This window comes from Streptomyces sp. C1-1 (assembly GCF_050214755.1).
Taxonomy (GTDB): domain Bacteria; phylum Actinomycetota; class Actinomycetes; order Streptomycetales; family Streptomycetaceae; genus Streptomyces.
The window spans coordinates 473,203-488,285 of sequence record NZ_CP189826.1 but is presented as its reverse complement, the minus strand read 5'-3'; the positions used below and the strand labels follow the sequence as shown (position 1 = coordinate 488,285).

The following is a 15,083-nucleotide window of genomic DNA, read 5'->3' as shown; positions in this document are numbered from 1 at the left end:
ACGGAGGTGGATCAGCAGGTCAAGACAACTCCGTGCCGGGGGGAGCCAAGCCGCGGGCGACCTTGTGCCGTCCCGCCGGCGGGACGGCACGCGTGCTGCGGGACGAACTCGTTGACCGGGCTCCGGACCTCTGCGTCGCCTCGCTCGGCTTCGGGGAGGTTCGGGCCTCCGATGGGGGTGAGGATGAACTCCTGGAGGTCGAGGTTGCCGGCGGTGTGGGCACTGCCGTTGACGACGTCGAAGTGCGAGACCGGCAGGCGTGGGGTGGGGCCCGCTGCATGGGCGAGGTGCTGCGCCACAACTCGCGTCCGGCGGGGGCGGCTTCGCCGCGGAACGCGTCCAGGGAGACGTCGATGACGGCGTCGGCGCCGAGCCGGGGCCTTGCTGTGGGCCGGATCAGCACGGGCTGCGGACGTACCCGGAACAGGTCGCCGCCTGTCGCCGTCTTCGGCGACACCATGAGCGCAGATCTCGGGGGCGGTGCGGACCGGTCCGAGTGCATCGGGCATCGCGTCCCGGGTCTGTTGCTGATGACGATCGGCTCCACCATGATCGTCGTCGCAGTCTCCGTAGCCCTGGATGGGCCTGATTCGCGCGGGTCCTCCGCTCGCGGACGTTCGGTGTCCGGCTCCGTCCGTCACTCGGCGCTGAGTTCTTCCAGCACCTCGGCGGCAGTGCTGTTCCCCTGGTCTGCCAGACGCCGCAGTTCGCCGAGGTCGTCCAGTTCGACGGCGAGTTCGATGAGCTGGTCGGTCGCGGTGGGGTTGCCGGTCTGCGCGAGGCGCCGCAGTTCACCGATGTCGCCTTGCTCTGCGGCCAGTTCGATCAGCTCATCGGTGGCGTCTGCGTCTCCGCGGTCGATGCGCTCGCGCAGGGCGGCCAGGTCGGACTGGTACGACGGGTCGGACTCGGTTGTCATGGGACTCTCCGTGGCGTTCGGGGTTACGAGTCGGACTGAGGGAGCTTTCCGGAAGCGCGCAGTTCCTCGCGTTTCGCGTGCCATTCGTCCCGCAGGGTGGGCAGGCGTTCGGCGAGGAACTCCGCCAGCGCGGCCATCTCTTCGAGCGGGGCCCGGCGCGATGGTGATGCGTGGGCGAGCAGGTCCAGGCCCTCCCGGAACAGCGCCGCGTGTTCCAGGTGGAGTGTCGCGTCGAAGTTCTGCGGCTGTCGGCCCGAAGGGTTCAGGCTCACCCGGTCCATCCGCTCGCCGGCCGACCTGGTGCGCCGCGCCAGGTCGTATGTCTCCAGGAGTTTCACCGCGCCCGTGATCGCGCTCCGGCTCGCCAGGAGTGCGTCGCCCAGTTCGTCGATCGTCTGCTGAGCGGGATCGCAGACGAGCAGGTAACCCAGCAGGCGTCCGGCCATGGGCGGGAAGCCGTAATGGCGGGCGTAGAAGCGGCCGACGTGGTCGGCGAAGATCAGTTGAGCATCCTGCGGCACCGCAGCAATCTAGCATTCATCGCTGAGATGACACTAATTTCTGTCATCTCAGTCAAGCGGGATTGTGCAGGGGAGCAAGGTGCTCTTTGCTGTCAGGAAAAGTCCTGACGCCCGAAGCACAGCCTCGCCCCTCGGACTGCGGCCCAGAGTGGCCGAGTTCCGTCAGGCGTCCGCCAGCCGGGCCTCCTCAAGGTCGAGGGAGCGCTGCAGCCGACGGCGGGTGGTGTCGCTGATGCGGTGGGCGTCGTACAGCCGCTGCAGTTCCACCGTCTCGACGGCGATCAGGTCACGGCGCAGCTGGCGGTAGACCAGATCGGCGGACTCGGTCGTGACCGCGGTCCCGTTCTGCTCCGTCAGGCGCTCGCGGGCGTCGTCGAGACGGGCGTTCAAACCCCGGCGCAAGCGATCGAGGACGATGTCCGGTACGGCCTCCAGCTCGGCGAGCTCCTCCAGTCGGGCCAGGCCGGCGTGGGCGAGGTGGGAACGGGCCTCGACCTCCTCGCGTTCGGTGTGGGCGGGCTCGAGGGCGATGCCGGATCGGCGGACGACCGGCGCGAGGGTGAAGCCCTGCACGACCAGGGTGACGACCACGACCGAGGTGGTCAGGACGAGGACGAGTGGCCGGTCGGCGAGCGCGGTGCCGTCCTTGGTGATCTGCGGGATGGACAGGGCGGCCGCCAGTGGCATCACGCCCCGGGTGCCTGCCCAGGTCAGCACGACCGGGATCCGCCAGTTCATCCGGCCGACCGCGCCTTTGCGCTGGACCACCGCCGACAGCGGCGCGATCCACAGCAGTCGTACGGCGATGAGTGTGCCGGCGACGGCGAGGGCGTACAGCGGCCAGGCCCGGTCGCCGTCGGCCAGGGCCCGCACCTCCGCCGGCAGGGCCAGACCGATGAGGGAGAACACCACGCTCTCCAGCAGGAAGACCACCGTGCCGTACACCGCGTGCAGTTGGAGGCGGATACGGGCGTTGGTGAGCCGGTCGCCCCGGCCGCCGAGGACGACCCCGGCGACGACGCACGAGGTCACACCAGAGGTGTGCGCGACCTCCGCCAGCATGTAGGCGGCGTACGGGGTGACCAGGGCGATCACGGTCTCCAGGACGGGGTCCTCGGTGCGTCGTCGGATCACGGTGATCACACCGGCCGCGGCGGCGCCGATCAGGGTGCCCCCGCCGGCCAGCAGGAGGAACTGGCCGCCTGCCGCGCCCCAGTCGGCGGCTGCGGCGGCCACGGCGATGCCGGCCGCCACCCGGACCAGCACCAGTGAGGTGGCGTCGTTGAACAGACTCTCCGCCTGGACGAGAACCTGCACCTTCGGCGGCAGCGACAGACGCCGCCCGAGCGCGGTGACCGCCACCGGGTCGGTGCTGGCCAGGACCGCGCCCAGCACGAACGCCATCTGCCAGGACAGGGGCGTCACCCACACCGCGACCGCGCTCACGGCGGCGGCCGAGGCGAGCACCAGCCCGATGGCGAGGACCCCGACCGGCTTCCACACCGCCCGGAGTTCGCGCCAGGGCATCTCCTCCGCACTCGCGTACAGCAGGGGCGGCAGCACGACCAAGCCGATGATCTCGGGGCTGATCTCGATCTGCGGGGTGCCCGGCAGCAGTTCCACCGCCAGACCAGCGACGACCAGCAGGGAAGGTGCGGGGATACGCCACCGGCGGGCGAAAGTCGAGACCACCGTGGCGAGGACTACGAGGGTGAGAACCGTACCGACGCCGCGCATGCCGTCCCCCTGGGGCTAACGGAGAACCGCCGTGGCTCCCGGCCGACCAGACTTCCCGGCACACCGGCCCTCACCCTATCGGGCCAGGTCACGTCAAGACAGTGTCAAGGTCCTCGGGAGCGACGCCAAGGAAGCGCTAACAACCGCGCCGACCGGCCTGCGAAGGGGGCTTCCTTGGAAGCAGGGACCCCCCCGTGACAGGGGAGTTGATCCAGTGAGCGGAGCGCGTCGACGGCGATGAGTGACGTACGGCCCGGAAGACTGAAGGTCTACCTCGGGGCTGCCCCGGGAGTCGGCAAGACCTACCGCATGCTCGACGAGGGGCGGCGCCGTGCCGCCCGGGGGGTGGACGTGGCGGTGGGGTTCGCCGAGCCCCACGGGCGCCGGCACACCGAGGCGATGCTCGACGGTCTGGAGACCGTGCCCCGGGCGTCCTGCGCCTACCGCGGGGGAGCGTTCGAGGAGATGGACCTGGCCGCGCTGCTGGTCCGTCGTCCCCAGGTGGCGATCGTCGACGAGTTCGCGCACAGCAACGTCCCCGGTGACGGCCGTAACCCCAAACGCTGGCAGGACATCCAGTGCTTGCTCGACGCAGGCATCGACGTCATCACCGCGCTGAACATCCAGCATCTGGAGTCCCTCTACGACGTGGTCGAGAAGATCACCGGGGTGCCGCAGCACGAGACCGTGCCCGACGAGGTCGTCCGGCGTGCCTGGCAGATCGAGCTGGTGGACATGGAGCCCGAGGGGCTGCGTCGCCGGATGGCGCACGGCAACATCTACGCGCCCGAGAAGGTCGACGCGGCCCTCGCGAACTACTTCCGGCTCGGCAATCTGACCGCGTTGCGGCAACTGGCGCTGCTGTGGGTGGCCGACCGGGTCGACGAGGCGTTGCAGGAGTACCGCTCGCGGCACGGCATCGGCGGGGTGTGGGAGACGCGCGAGCGGGTGGTGGTCGCGCTGACCGGCGGTCCGGAGGGCGGCACCCTGATCCGGCGGGCGGCCAGGATCACCGACCGGTCGGCGGGAGGGGATCTGCTCGCCGTCCACGTGGCCCGCAGCGACGGCCTGGCGGAGGGCGTCTCGCACGCCTCGCTCGCCCGTCAGCGCAGGCTCGTAGAGGACCTGGGAGGCAGCTACCACTCGGTGGTGGGCGACGATGTGGCCTCCACGCTGGTGGAGTTCGCGCGGGCGGAGAGTGCCACCCAGCTGGTTCTGGGTACCAGCCGCCGCGGCCGGCTGGCCCGGTTCCTGACCGGGCCCGGCACGGGGGAGACCGTCACCGAGCTCTCCGGCGACATCGACGTCCACCGGGTCACCCACGAGCGCGCCGGCCGCGGCACCCTCTTGCCCTCGCGGAGGCGCACTCTGTCCACTGCCCGGACGATCGCCGGCCCGGTGACCGGCCTGGTGCTGCCGGTACTGCTCACGGTCGTCCTTGCCCAGACGCGCGAAACGCTGAACCTGACGAGCGAGGCCCTGCTGTTCCTGCTCGCCGTGGTGGGCGTGGCCTGCATCGGCGGGGTCGCCTCGGCGGTGATCGCTTCGGTGACGGCCTCCCTGCTGCTCAACTACTGGTTCGTCCCACCCCCCGGCCAGTTCACCCTGGACGACCCGAACGCGCTGCTGGCCCTGGTGGTGTTCGCGGTGGTGGCCGCCACGGTGGCCGCCGTCGTGGACCGCTCCCTTCGCCTGTCGCGCCGCTCCGCCCGCGCGACGGCCGAGGCGGAGACGATGTCGTCCCTCGCCGGCAGCATCGTGCGGGGAGAAGCGACCATTCCGGCCCTGCTGGAGCGGACCCGGGAGACCTTCGGCATGGAGTCGGCGGAGCTGGTGGACGAGCCGCCCGACGATGCGGGCGCGACGGCCGTTCCCGCGGGTCCCGGTGCCTGGCTCGCGCTGCGGGGCCGCACGCTGTCGTCGTCCGAACGGCGGGTGCTGGCCGCGTTCGCCGCCCACGCCGGCTCGGCGGTCGAACGGGCCCGGCTCGCCGAGGCGGCCGCCGAGGTGGAGCCGGTCAGGGCCGCCGACCGGTTGCGTACGGCCCTGCTGCGGGCCGTCGGCCACGACCTGCGCACCCCGCTCGCCGCGGGATGGGCCGCGGTGACCTCGCTGCGCAGCCGTGATGTCGAGTTCTCCCCGCAGGACCGGGACGAACTCCTGGTCACTGCCGACGAGTCCATGGCCAAGCTCAACCGTCTGGTGGAGAACCTCCTCGACCTCAGCCGCCTGGAAGCGGGCGCCCTCACGTTGAACCTCCGGGCCACCTCCCTGGAGGAGGTCCTGCCGATGGCCCTCGCGGACGTCTCCGACGTGGACGTGGTGGATCTGGAGGAGGTGCCGGCGGTACTGGCCGATCCGCCGCTGCTGGAGAGGGTGATCGCCAACCTCGTCGGCAACGCCGCCCGACACACACCGTCGGGGAAGAAGGTGCTGGTGACCGCCAGTGTCCTGGCCGGCCGGGTAGAGCTGCGGGTCGTGGACCGGGGGCCCGGCCTGCCCGCCGAGGATCGCGAGCATCTCTTCGAGCCCTTCCAACGGCTCGGCGACACCGACAACACCACCGGCCTCGGCCTGGGACTGGCCCTCGCTCGAGGTCTGACCGAAGCCATGAACGGCACTCTCAGCCCCGAGGACACCCCCGGCGGCGGCCTCACGATGGTCGTGTCGCTTCCGCTCGCCGCAGAGAGCCTGGGTGCCGTACCGACCGAGCAGAGCGCGGGAGGCGCGTGATGAGCACAGTGACCAGCACCTGGCCAGACCGTACGGGGGGTGCTCGGGCCACGCTTCGGACTTGGCCGCCACGGGACCGGCTTGCCTTGGCGGCGGGCCCGGCAGCCCCCTTCCTGGTGGCGCTGGCGCTCGTCCCCTTCCGCACGGGCCTGTCGCACACCAACGCCGCCCTCGTCCTGGTCGTGGTGGTCGTTGCGGTGGCCGCGCTGGGCAGCCGCACGGCGGGGGTGGTGGCCGCACTGTCGGCGGCGGCGTGGTTCGACTTCTTTCTGACGCGGCCGTACCAGACGTTCGACATCAGCGCCTCGGAGGACATCGAGACGGCGGTCCTGCTGCTGGCGGTAGGTGTGACCGTGTCCCAACTGGCGGCGCGGGCCCGCCGCCTGGAGGTGATCACGGTCACGGACGCCGCCCATCTCGCGCGCATCCACCGCGTCGCAACCCTCGACGCGGACGCCGTGGTCGACGAGGTCCGCCGTGAACTGACCGAACTGCTCGGCCTGAACGGCTGCCGTTTCCAGTACGGCACCCTGCTGGGACAGCCGCCCCGGCTGCAGAACGACGGCAGCGTGACCGTGGGCAGGCGCTCCTGGGACGTGGACACCGCGGGTTGGCCCGAGGGCGAGATCGAGCTGCGCGTCCACGGCAACGCACGCTACCTCGGCCGCTTCCTGCTCACCCCGGGCCCGGGTCCCGTTCCCCCGCTCAAGGCCCGGCTGGTGGCGGCGACCCTGGCCGACCAGACGGGGGCCGCCCTGGACACGTCGGGGCCCGCCCGCTGAGCCGACGCGGAACTCAGTCCAGGCCGGAGGCTTTGAACACGGCGCGGGCGGTCTCCCGGTCCACGCGCCGGGAGATGTGCCGCAGGGCGGTCGCGCCGCACAGCAGCGAGCCGTCGCCGGCGGCCTTTCGCGCGCCCTGCTCCAGGCGGAACCACAGTTGCGGATTGCGCATCAGGACCTCGGGGTCGATCTCGACGCGGCCACCCAGTGCGTCCCGCAGCAGGAGTCGTGGCGAGATGGTGTCCAGGTAGCGGACCGACACCAGCAGGTCCGTCCGCACCCGGTGCTCGCGCAGCAGTCGGCGCGAGGCCAGCCAGTTCCCGCCTGCGGACACCCGTGCGGGATACAGCACGACAAAGAGCAGCCCGGCCAGAGCCAGCCACAGCGCGGCGCGCCACAGGGCGAGCCGGCCCGAGCCCCAGTCGACCAGGAGCAGCAGAACGAGCAGCACGCCCGCGCAGCGGACGGAGCTCCACAACTCCTGTGTCCATTCGTGGTCGTTCGTGCCCTCCCCGGCACAGTCCGGTCCGTCGGCGTGCGCGTCGAGCGGTCCTCCGCATGCGTCGTCACGGCGTCCCATGGCGTCGACGCTAGTGATCCGGGAACGGCGATCCGCCTGCTTTGACGCGGCTCTGACGGAAACAGGACGGTTCCTTGTGGCCCGGCCACCGGGGGCGTTGCCCGGTGCGGCGGAGGGGAGTCCTCCGTGGGACAGGCCGTCAAGATCCCGTCAAGTTCGGCCGCCTGGGCGCGAAGAAGCCGCAAGGAACAGCCGGAAGCGAGCGCAGACGGAAACAACCTGGGTGCATCCGCGCACCCTGGATCCCTCGTGCGCGGCAGAAGCACGAAGGAGCACACACTCATGACTGTCCTGAGCACCGAGCCGGGCGCCGTTCCCGCCGGCGAGGAGCCGCCGGATACCGGCGAGCGCCACCGCCTGACCGCCGTCACCGGGCTTGCCGCCCTGTCTCTGGACGCGATGGCGTCCGTGGCGTACGGCCCCGAGGCGATCGTGCTGGTGCTGGCCGCCGCTGGCGCGCACGGGCTGGGCTTCACGATGCCGGTGACACTGGCCATCGCGGGCCTGCTGGCGGTGCTGGTCGCCTCGTACCGGCAGGTGATCGCGGCCTTCCCCGACGGGGGTGGCTCGTACGCCGTCGCCAAGACCCACATGGGTGCACGGACCAGTCTGGTCGCGGCGGCAGCGCTCGTCCTGGACTACGTACTCAACGTCGCCGTCGCCGTCACGGCCGGTGCGGCCGCGCTGACCTCCGCCTTCCCCGCGCTGTACGGGGACCGGCTGTGGCTGTGCCTGGCGGTGCTGGCCCTCATCACGGCCGTCAACCTGCGCGGGGTCGTGGAGTCGGCGAAGGCGTTCATCGTGCCGACCGTCGTCTTCGTCGGCTCGATCTTCGTCCTCGTCGTGGTGGGTCTCTTTCGCTCCCATCCGGTGAGCACGGCGACCGCGGCCGGGCACGCCTCGGTTCTCGCCGGCAATGCCTCCTCGGTGGGTGCCCTGCTCCTGCTGAAAGCTTTCGCCTCCGGTTGTGCCGCGCTCACAGGCGTGGAGGCCATCGCCAACGCCGCGCCCTCCTTCCGCCGCCCGCGCGTCAAACGGGCCCAGCGTGCGGAGGTCGCGCTCGGCTCCGTCCTCGGACTGATGCTGATCGGCCTGTCGGTGCTGATCGGCCGGTTCCACCTGAAGCCGGTCGAGGGCGTCACCGTCCTGGCACAGCTCGCGGACGCCTCCCTCGGCCACAACTGGGCTTTCTACGTCATCCAGTTCGCCACCATGATCCTGCTGGCGCTGTCGGCGAACACGTCCTTCGGTGGCCTGCCAGTGCTGCTGAAGCTGCTTGCCCGCGACAACTACGCCCCGCACGTGTTCGCCCTGAAGGCCGACCGGCAGGTCCACCGCCACGGCGTGCTGGCCCTGGCCGTCGTCTCGGCCGCGCTGCTGCTCTTCTCCGGCGGCGACACGAACACCCTGGTGCCGATGTTCGCGATCGGTGTCTTCGTCGGGTTCACCATCGCCCAGGTCGGCATGGTCCGGCACTGGCGGTCGCAGCGCGACGGAGGCCGGCGGGGCAAGGCGTTGCTCAACGGCTTCGGCGCGGTGCTGACGGCGGTCGCGACCGTCGTCGTCACGGCGTCCAAGTTCGAGGAGGGCGCATGGCTGATCGTGGTCGCGCTCCCGGTACTGGTCCTCGCCTTCGAGGCCGTCCACCGGGCTTACGGCCGGATCGGCGAGCGTCTGGGCCTGGGCCGGATACCGCAGACCCCGCACCGCGAACGCTCGCTGGTCATCGTCCCGGTGTCGTCGATCTCCCGCCTGACGTCGGAGGCGCTGACCGCGGCCGCCTCCCTCGGTGACGAGGTCCGGGCGGTCACCGTCTGTTGTCCCGACCCCGAGGACCGGGCGCAACTGCACGCCCTGGAGCGGGCGTGGGGGGAGTGGGACCCCGGGGTGGCGCTGGTCCGGCTGGCGTGCGAGCGGCGCAGCCTGGGCCGCCCCATCGCCGCGTACGTCCGTGAGGTGTCCGCCGCCGAGCCGGCCACTCGGGTCACCGTGCTGATCCCGGAGACGGAACCGGAGCGGCTGTGGCAGCGGCTGCTGCAGAACCAGCGGGGAGCCGTCGTCGCGCACGCTGTGCGCAAGGAGACGGACGCGGTGATCTGCAGGCTGCGGTTCCGGCTGCTGTGAGCCGGCCCACTGATGGTCAGGGCCGTCTGCCGACCCGTAGGGGCTCGGGCCGTAAGAGTCCCGTCAAAGCCGTGACGGTCGCCGTATGAGAGCCGTCAACGGGTGGTCTGATCCGGCCGGACAGGCGGTTTCCTCTAACCGTCCGCTTTTCATCGAACCTCACTCCAGGAGCTCGCGATGGCCGATCTGGCCTTCGTCGTCACCGTGATCGCGTCCTTCGCGCTGGTGGCCCTCGTCGCCAAGGGGGTGACCAAGCTGTGACCGCCGAGAACATCGTCGGCCTCGTCGTGGCCGTCGCCCTGCTGGGCTATCTCATCCTCGCCCTGATCTTCCCGGAGAGGTTCTGAGCCACGACATGGGTCCCGTACTCGCAGGCTTCCTCCAGCTGCTCGCCCTGATCGGCGCGCTCGCGCTCGCCTACATCCCGCTCGGCAACTACATGGCCAGGGTCTACTCCTCCGACAAGCACTGGCGGGTCGAGAAGTGGATCTACAGGGGCATCGGTGCCAACCCCGACACCGAGATGCGCTGGACCGCGTATCTGCGCGGTGTCCTGGCCTTCTCGGCGGTCAGTGTCCTCTTCCTCTACCTGCTGCAGCGCCTGCAGGGCGTCCTGCCCGGCTCGCTCGGGTTCTCCTCGGTCAACCCGGCGCAGTCGTTCAACACGGCCGCGTCCTTCGTGACCAACACGAACTGGCAGTCGTACTACGGCGAGCAGACCATGGGGCACGTCGTCCAGACCGCCGGTCTGGCCGTGCAGAACTTCGTCTCCGCGGCCGTCGGCATCTCCGTCGCCGTGGCGCTGGTGCGCGGGTTCGCGCGCTCGCGCACCGGTGAACTGGGCAACTTCTGGGCCGACCTGGTGCGCGGAACGATACGGATCCTGGTGCCGGGCGCCGCGATCGCGGCGATCGTTCTGGTGGCGTGCGGCGCCATCCAGAACTTCTCCGGCATCCACGAGGTCGGCCAGTTCTTGAACGGGCACGGCATGGGCGGCTCGCAGCAGTGGAACGGTGGCGCGGTGGCCTCCCAGGAGGCCATCAAGGAGTTCGGCACCAACGGCGGCGGCTACTTCAACGCCAACTCCGCCCACCCGTTCGAGAACCCCACTCCGTTCACGAACCTCTTCGAGATCTTCCTGCTGCTGGTGATCCCGTTCGCCCTGACGCGCACCTTCGGTGTCATGGTCGGCTCGGTGAAGCAGGGGTACGCGATCCTGGCGACCATGGCGAGCATCTGGGTCGGCTTCGTCGCCCTGATGATGTGGACCGAGTTCGCCCACCACGGACCGGCCCTGCAGATCGCGGGCGCAGCGATGGAGGGCAAGGAGGTCCGCTTCGGAGTCGGCTCCTCGTCGATCTTCGCGGTGTCCACGACGCTCACCTCGACCGGGGCGGTGGACTCCTTCCACTCGTCCTTCACCGGCCTCGGCGGCGGCGTCACCATGCTCGGCATGATGCTGGGCGAGATCGCACCCGGCGGCACCGGCTCCGGCCTCTACGGCATGCTGATCATGGCCGTGATCGCGGTGTTCATCGCGGGTCTGATGGTCGGCCGTACGCCCGAGTACCTGGGCAAGAAGATCGGCTCGCGCGAGATCAAGCTGGCCGCCTGCTACATCCTGATCACGCCGGCCCTGGTGCTGATCTTCACCGCCGCGTCGATGGCGCTGCCGACACCACCGCACTCGATGCTCAACTCCGGTGCGCACGGCTTCTCCGAGGTGCTGTACGCCTTCACCTCCGCCTCGAACAACAACGGCTCGGCCTTCGCCGGCCTGAACGCGAACACCGACTGGTACAACACCATGACCGGGCTCGCGATGATCCTCGGCCGCTTCCTGCCGATGGTGTTCGTGCTGGCACTCGCGGGCTCGCTCGGCGAGCAGCAGCCGGTGCCGGTGACCGCGGGCACCCTGCGTACCGAGAAGCCGCTGTTCACCGGTCTGTTGGTGGGCGCGATCCTGATCATCACCGGTCTGACGTACTTCCCGGCGCTTGCGCTGGGCCCGCTGGCCGAGGGGCTGGCGTCATGACCACCCGTACAGAGAACCAAGAGGACTCGATGTCCACAGCCACTCCGACCCGGGCGCCGCACAGCGACGTACCCACCGGGCACAAGCCCGCCGAAGGACGCGTCGGCGCGGGCCTCTTCGATCCGGGGCAGCTGCTGAAGTCGCTGCCGGACGCCATGCGCAAGCTCGACCCGCGGGTGATGGTCAAGTCGCCCGTGATGTTCGTGGTGTGGATCGGATCGGTCCTGACCACGGTCTTCTCCCTCAAGGACCCGGGGGACTGGTTCGGCTGGGCCATCAGCGCCTGGCTGTGGCTGACCGTGGTCTTCGCCAACCTGGCGGAGGCCGTGGCCGAGGGCCGCGGCAAGGCGCAGGCCGACACCCTGCGCAAGGCCAAGACCGACACCGTGGCGCGACGGCTGCTCGAGGACGGCACCGAGGAGCAGGTCCCGGGCACCGCCCTGACCATCGGCGACCTGGTGGTCTGCGAGGCCGGTGATGTCATACCCGGCGACGGTGACGTCGTCGAGGGGGTCGCGTCGGTCGACGAGTCGGCGATCACCGGGGAGTCGGCGCCGGTCATCCGGGAGTCCGGCGGCGACCGTTCGGCGGTCACCGGCGGTACGAAGGTGCTGTCCGACCGCATCGTCGTGAGGATCACGACGAAGCCGGGCGAGACCTTCATCGACCGGATGATCAACCTGGTCGAAGGCGCCGCCCGGCAGAAGACACCCAACGAGATCGCGCTGAACATCCTGCTCGCCTCGCTGACGATCGTCTTCCTCCTCGCGGTGGCGACCCTGCCGCCCTTCGCCGACTACGCAGGCACGAAGCTCGGCATGGTCGTGCTGGTCGCCCTGCTGGTCTGCCTGATCCCGACCACGATCGGCGCCCTGCTGTCCGCGATCGGCATCGCGGGCATGGACCGCCTGGTCCAGCGCAATGTCCTTGCCATGTCCGGCCGCGCGGTCGAGGCCGCGGGTGACGTTTCCACCCTGCTGCTCGACAAGACCGGCACCATCACCCTCGGCAACCGCCAGGCCGCCGAGTTCGTGCCCGTGTCCGGCACCACCGAGGCCGAGGTCGCCGACGCCGCCCAACTGTCCTCACTGGCCGACGAGACGCCCGAGGGCCGCTCCATCGTCGTCCTGGCGAAGGGGAAGTACGGCCTGCGTGAGCGGCACCAGGGCGAGCTCGCGGGCGCCGAGTGGATCGCCTTCACCGCCCAGACCCGTATGTCGGGCGTGGACGTCGCCGGGCGCAGGATCCGCAAGGGTGCGGCCGGCTCGGTCATCGCCTGGGTACAGGAGCAGGGCGGAACGGTCGCGGACGACGCCGACACGCTGTCCCGCCGCATCTCCGAGGCCGGCGGCACCCCCCTGCTCGTCGCGGTCCAGGACGACCGGGGCGCCCGGATCCTGGGTGTCATCCACCTCAAGGACGTCGTCAAGGAAGGCATGCGGGAGCGGTTCGACGAGCTGCGCCGCATGGGCATCAAGACCGTCATGATCACGGGCGACAACCCGCTGACCGCCAAGGCGATCGCCGAGGAGGCGGGCGTCGACGACTACCTCGCCGAGGCCACCCCCGAGGACAAGATGGCCCTCATCAAGCGGGAGCAGGCCGGCGGAAAACTCGTCGCGATGACCGGTGACGGCACCAACGACGCCCCGGCGCTGGCCCAGGCGGACGTAGGCGTGGCGATGAACACCGGCACGTCGGCCGCCAAGGAGGCCGGCAACATGGTCGACCTCGACTCCAACCCGACCAAGCTGATCGAGATCGTCGAGATCGGCAAGCAACTGCTCATCACACGCGGCGCGTTGACCACGTTCTCCATCGCCAACGACGTCGCGAAGTACTTCGCGATCATTCCGGCGCTGTTCGCGGCCGTCTACCCGGGCCTGGACAAGCTGAACGTCATGGGGCTCAACTCACCGGACTCCGCGATCCTTTCGGCCGTCATCTTCAACGCGCTGATCATCATCGCGCTGGTGCCGCTGTCCCTGAAGGGCGTGCAGTACCGCCCCGTCAGCGCCGACAAGATGCTGCGCCGCAACCTCACGATCTACGGCCTCGGCGGACTGATCGCCCCGTTCATCGGCATCAAGATCATCGACCTGCTCATCTCCCTCATTCCCGGGCTGTAATCCCTCGAAAGCGTGCTGACCGCAATGAACAACACCGTGACCAACACCGCCCGGTTGCTCGGGGCCGGCCTGCGCGCCCTCCTCGTGCTGACCCTGGTGACCGGCGTCATCTACCCCCTGGTCGTCACCGGCATCGCTCAGGCGCTCTTCCACGACAAGGCGAACGGCTCCGAGATCAAGGCGGACGGCAAGGTCGTCGGCTCCTCCCTGATCGGGCAGTCGTACGACCTGCCGCTGAAGAAGGGCCAGCAGACCCCGGCCGCCGACCTGAGGTGGTTCCAGGGCCGGCCGGCCAACGGGCTCGGCAGCAACAGCGTCAACACCCAGTACAAGCTGGTCCTGTCCGGCGCCACCAACCTCTCCGCCGACAACAAGGACCTGATCCAGCAGGTCAAGGACGCCAAGGCCGCCGTCATCAAGGACAACTCGGTGCCCGGCTACACGGTCAGGGCATCCGAGGTCCCCGCCGACGCGGTCACGTCCTCCGCCTCCGGCCTGGACCCGAACATCTCCCCGCAGTACGCGCGGATCCAGGTCCACCGGGTAGCCGAGAAGAGCCACCTGTCGGTCGCCCAGGTCGAGAGGCTGGTCAACGACCACACCCAGGGCCGCACCCTCGGCTTCATGGGGGAGCCCCGGGTGAACGTGCTCGAACTCAACATCGCCCTCAAGTCCCTCGTAGCGAAGACGAGTTGATGGCGTTACCCGTCGATCCGCACGGGAGTCGGCGACCGGGAAGCAGTCCCGGCTCCGCCGACTCCCGCCGCCACAAGGCCGGTCGGACCGTTCACGGCCCGCACGTCCGCCCGTACGACACGAAAGGCGCACACCCATGATCAGGGTGTTGGTGGTCGAGGACGACCCGCAGCTCGTCCGGGCCCTCGTGATCAACATGCAGGCACGCCAGTACGGCGTCGACGCCGCGCCCGACGGCGCCACCGCCCTCCGGCTCGCGGCCACCCGCCGGCCCGACGTCGTGATGCTCGACCTCGGACTGCCCGACATGGACGGCGTCGACGTGATCAAGGCGCTGCGCGGCTGGAGCCGGGTGCCCATCCTGGTGCTGTCGGCGCGTCAGGCGTCGGAGGAGAAGGTCGCGGCCCTCGACGCGGGCGCCGACGACTACATCACCAAGCCCTTCAGCATGAACGAACTCCTGGCCCGGCTGCGGGCCGCTGTGCGCCGGACCGAGGACGGGCCGCTCGTGCCCGAGACAACCCTGGTGGAGACCGACGAGTTCACCGTCGACCTGTTCGCCAAGAAGGTCGTACGGGGCGGACGGGACGTCCGGCTGACCCCGACCGAATGGCACCTGCTGGAGATCCTCATCACCAACCCCGGCAAGCTGATCACCCAGAAGCACCTGCTCCACGAGGTCTGGGGAGTCACCCACGCCAACAAGACCAACTACCTGCGGGTCTACATGGCCCAGCTGCGCCGCAAGCTGGAGACCGACCCCGCCCACCCCCGCTATCTGATCACCGAGCCCGGCATGGGCTACCGCTTCGAGGGATGACAGGGAC

13 protein-coding genes are annotated in these 15,083 nt (G+C 70.1%); 8 read left to right on the top strand and 5 right to left on the bottom strand.

Annotation, left to right across the window (positions count from 1 at the left end):
* Window positions 1-11 precede the first annotated feature (11 nt).
* The 4 genes from ACQF4J_RS02190 to ACQF4J_RS02175 all read right to left on the bottom strand — a co-directional run bounded on the left by ACQF4J_RS02190 (window position 12) and on the right by ACQF4J_RS02175 (window position 3,177).
* Window positions 12-509, bottom strand: a complete 498-nt coding sequence (locus ACQF4J_RS02190; RefSeq protein ID WP_427164346.1) for a hypothetical protein — start codon at window positions 507-509, stop codon at window positions 12-14.
* A gap of 128 nt (window positions 510-637) precedes the next feature.
* A complete protein-coding gene (locus tag ACQF4J_RS02185; protein ID WP_351806678.1) occupies window positions 638-919 on the bottom strand; it encodes a hypothetical protein in 282 nt (93 codons plus the stop codon).
* Window positions 920-942: 23 nt separating this feature from the next.
* Window positions 943-1,440, bottom strand: a complete 498-nt coding sequence (locus ACQF4J_RS02180; protein WP_351582309.1) for a GbsR/MarR family transcriptional regulator — start codon at window positions 1,438-1,440, stop codon at window positions 943-945.
* Between the two features lie 162 nt (window positions 1,441-1,602).
* Window positions 1,603-3,177, bottom strand: a complete 1,575-nt coding sequence (locus ACQF4J_RS02175) for a Na+/H+ antiporter (protein ID WP_427164345.1) — start codon at window positions 3,175-3,177, stop codon at window positions 1,603-1,605.
* A 237-nt stretch (window positions 3,178-3,414) separates the two neighbouring features.
* On the opposite strand from ACQF4J_RS02175, the gene ACQF4J_RS02170 reads away from it, so the two are divergent.
* Together ACQF4J_RS02170 and ACQF4J_RS02165 are read left to right on the top strand one after the other, a co-directional pair.
* On the top strand, window positions 3,415-5,910 hold the full coding sequence (locus tag ACQF4J_RS02170) for an ATP-binding protein (RefSeq protein WP_427164344.1): 2,496 nt from the start codon (window positions 3,415-3,417) through the stop codon (window positions 5,908-5,910).
* Window positions 5,911-5,996: 86 nt separating this feature from the next.
* Complete coding sequence (locus ACQF4J_RS02165) at window positions 5,997-6,692, top strand: DUF4118 domain-containing protein (protein WP_351582315.1); 696 nt, start codon at window positions 5,997-5,999, stop codon at window positions 6,690-6,692.
* A gap of 13 nt (window positions 6,693-6,705) precedes the next feature.
* Here ACQF4J_RS02165 and ACQF4J_RS02160 read toward each other — a convergent pair whose 3' ends face one another.
* Window positions 6,706-7,272 (bottom strand): hypothetical protein, encoded by a 567-nt coding sequence (locus tag ACQF4J_RS02160; protein WP_427164342.1) that lies wholly within the window; start codon window positions 7,270-7,272, stop codon window positions 6,706-6,708.
* A gap of 282 nt (window positions 7,273-7,554) precedes the next feature.
* Between ACQF4J_RS02160 and ACQF4J_RS02155 the strand changes: the two genes are divergently transcribed.
* From ACQF4J_RS02155 to ACQF4J_RS02130, 6 genes are all read left to right on the top strand, one after another.
* Window positions 7,555-9,396, top strand: coding sequence for an APC family permease (locus tag ACQF4J_RS02155; RefSeq protein ID WP_427164341.1), 1,842 nt, complete (start codon window positions 7,555-7,557; stop codon window positions 9,394-9,396).
* A gap of 257 nt (window positions 9,397-9,653) precedes the next feature.
* Window positions 9,654-9,743 (top strand): K(+)-transporting ATPase subunit F, encoded by a 90-nt coding sequence (gene kdpF / locus ACQF4J_RS02150; RefSeq protein WP_256916116.1) that lies wholly within the window; start codon window positions 9,654-9,656, stop codon window positions 9,741-9,743.
* Window positions 9,744-9,751: 8 nt separating this feature from the next.
* On the top strand, window positions 9,752-11,431 hold the full coding sequence (gene kdpA, locus ACQF4J_RS02145) for a potassium-transporting ATPase subunit KdpA (RefSeq protein WP_351582323.1): 1,680 nt from the start codon (window positions 9,752-9,754) through the stop codon (window positions 11,429-11,431).
* Window positions 11,428-13,560, top strand: a complete 2,133-nt coding sequence (gene kdpB / locus ACQF4J_RS02140) for a potassium-transporting ATPase subunit KdpB (protein ID WP_351582325.1) — start codon at window positions 11,428-11,430, stop codon at window positions 13,558-13,560. Before kdpA ends, kdpB begins: the two co-directional genes overlap by 4 nt.
* A 24-nt stretch (window positions 13,561-13,584) precedes the next feature.
* Window positions 13,585-14,256 carry a potassium-transporting ATPase subunit C gene (locus ACQF4J_RS02135; protein WP_351582327.1) on the top strand — a complete coding sequence of 224 codons (672 nt, stop codon included), beginning with the start codon at window positions 13,585-13,587 and terminating at the stop codon, window positions 14,254-14,256.
* A 136-nt stretch (window positions 14,257-14,392) separates the two neighbouring features.
* Complete coding sequence (locus ACQF4J_RS02130) at window positions 14,393-15,076, top strand: response regulator (protein ID WP_351582329.1); 684 nt, start codon at window positions 14,393-14,395, stop codon at window positions 15,074-15,076.
* The last annotated feature ends 7 nt before the right edge of the window (window positions 15,077-15,083 follow it).

Coding starts and splice junctions, on each gene's coding strand:
- ACQF4J_RS02160 (WP_427164342.1), bottom strand. CDS start 7,272: ATGGGACGCCGTGACGACGCATGCGGAGGACCGCTCGACGCGCACGCC.
- ACQF4J_RS02130 (WP_351582329.1), top strand. CDS start 14,393: ATGATCAGGGTGTTGGTGGTCGAGGACGACCCGCAGCTCGTCCGGGCC.
- ACQF4J_RS02175 (WP_427164345.1), bottom strand. CDS start 3,177: ATGCGCGGCGTCGGTACGGTTCTCACCCTCGTAGTCCTCGCCACGGTG.
- ACQF4J_RS02185 (WP_351806678.1), bottom strand. CDS start 919: ATGACAACCGAGTCCGACCCGTCGTACCAGTCCGACCTGGCCGCCCTG.
- ACQF4J_RS02190 (WP_427164346.1), bottom strand. CDS start 509: ATGCCCGATGCACTCGGACCGGTCCGCACCGCCCCCGAGATCTGCGCT.
- kdpB (WP_351582325.1), top strand. CDS start 11,428: ATGACCACCCGTACAGAGAACCAAGAGGACTCGATGTCCACAGCCACT.
- ACQF4J_RS02170 (WP_427164344.1), top strand. CDS start 3,415: ATGAGTGACGTACGGCCCGGAAGACTGAAGGTCTACCTCGGGGCTGCC.
- ACQF4J_RS02135 (WP_351582327.1), top strand. CDS start 13,585: ATGAACAACACCGTGACCAACACCGCCCGGTTGCTCGGGGCCGGCCTG.
- kdpA (WP_351582323.1), top strand. CDS start 9,752: ATGGGTCCCGTACTCGCAGGCTTCCTCCAGCTGCTCGCCCTGATCGGC.
- ACQF4J_RS02155 (WP_427164341.1), top strand. CDS start 7,555: ATGACTGTCCTGAGCACCGAGCCGGGCGCCGTTCCCGCCGGCGAGGAG.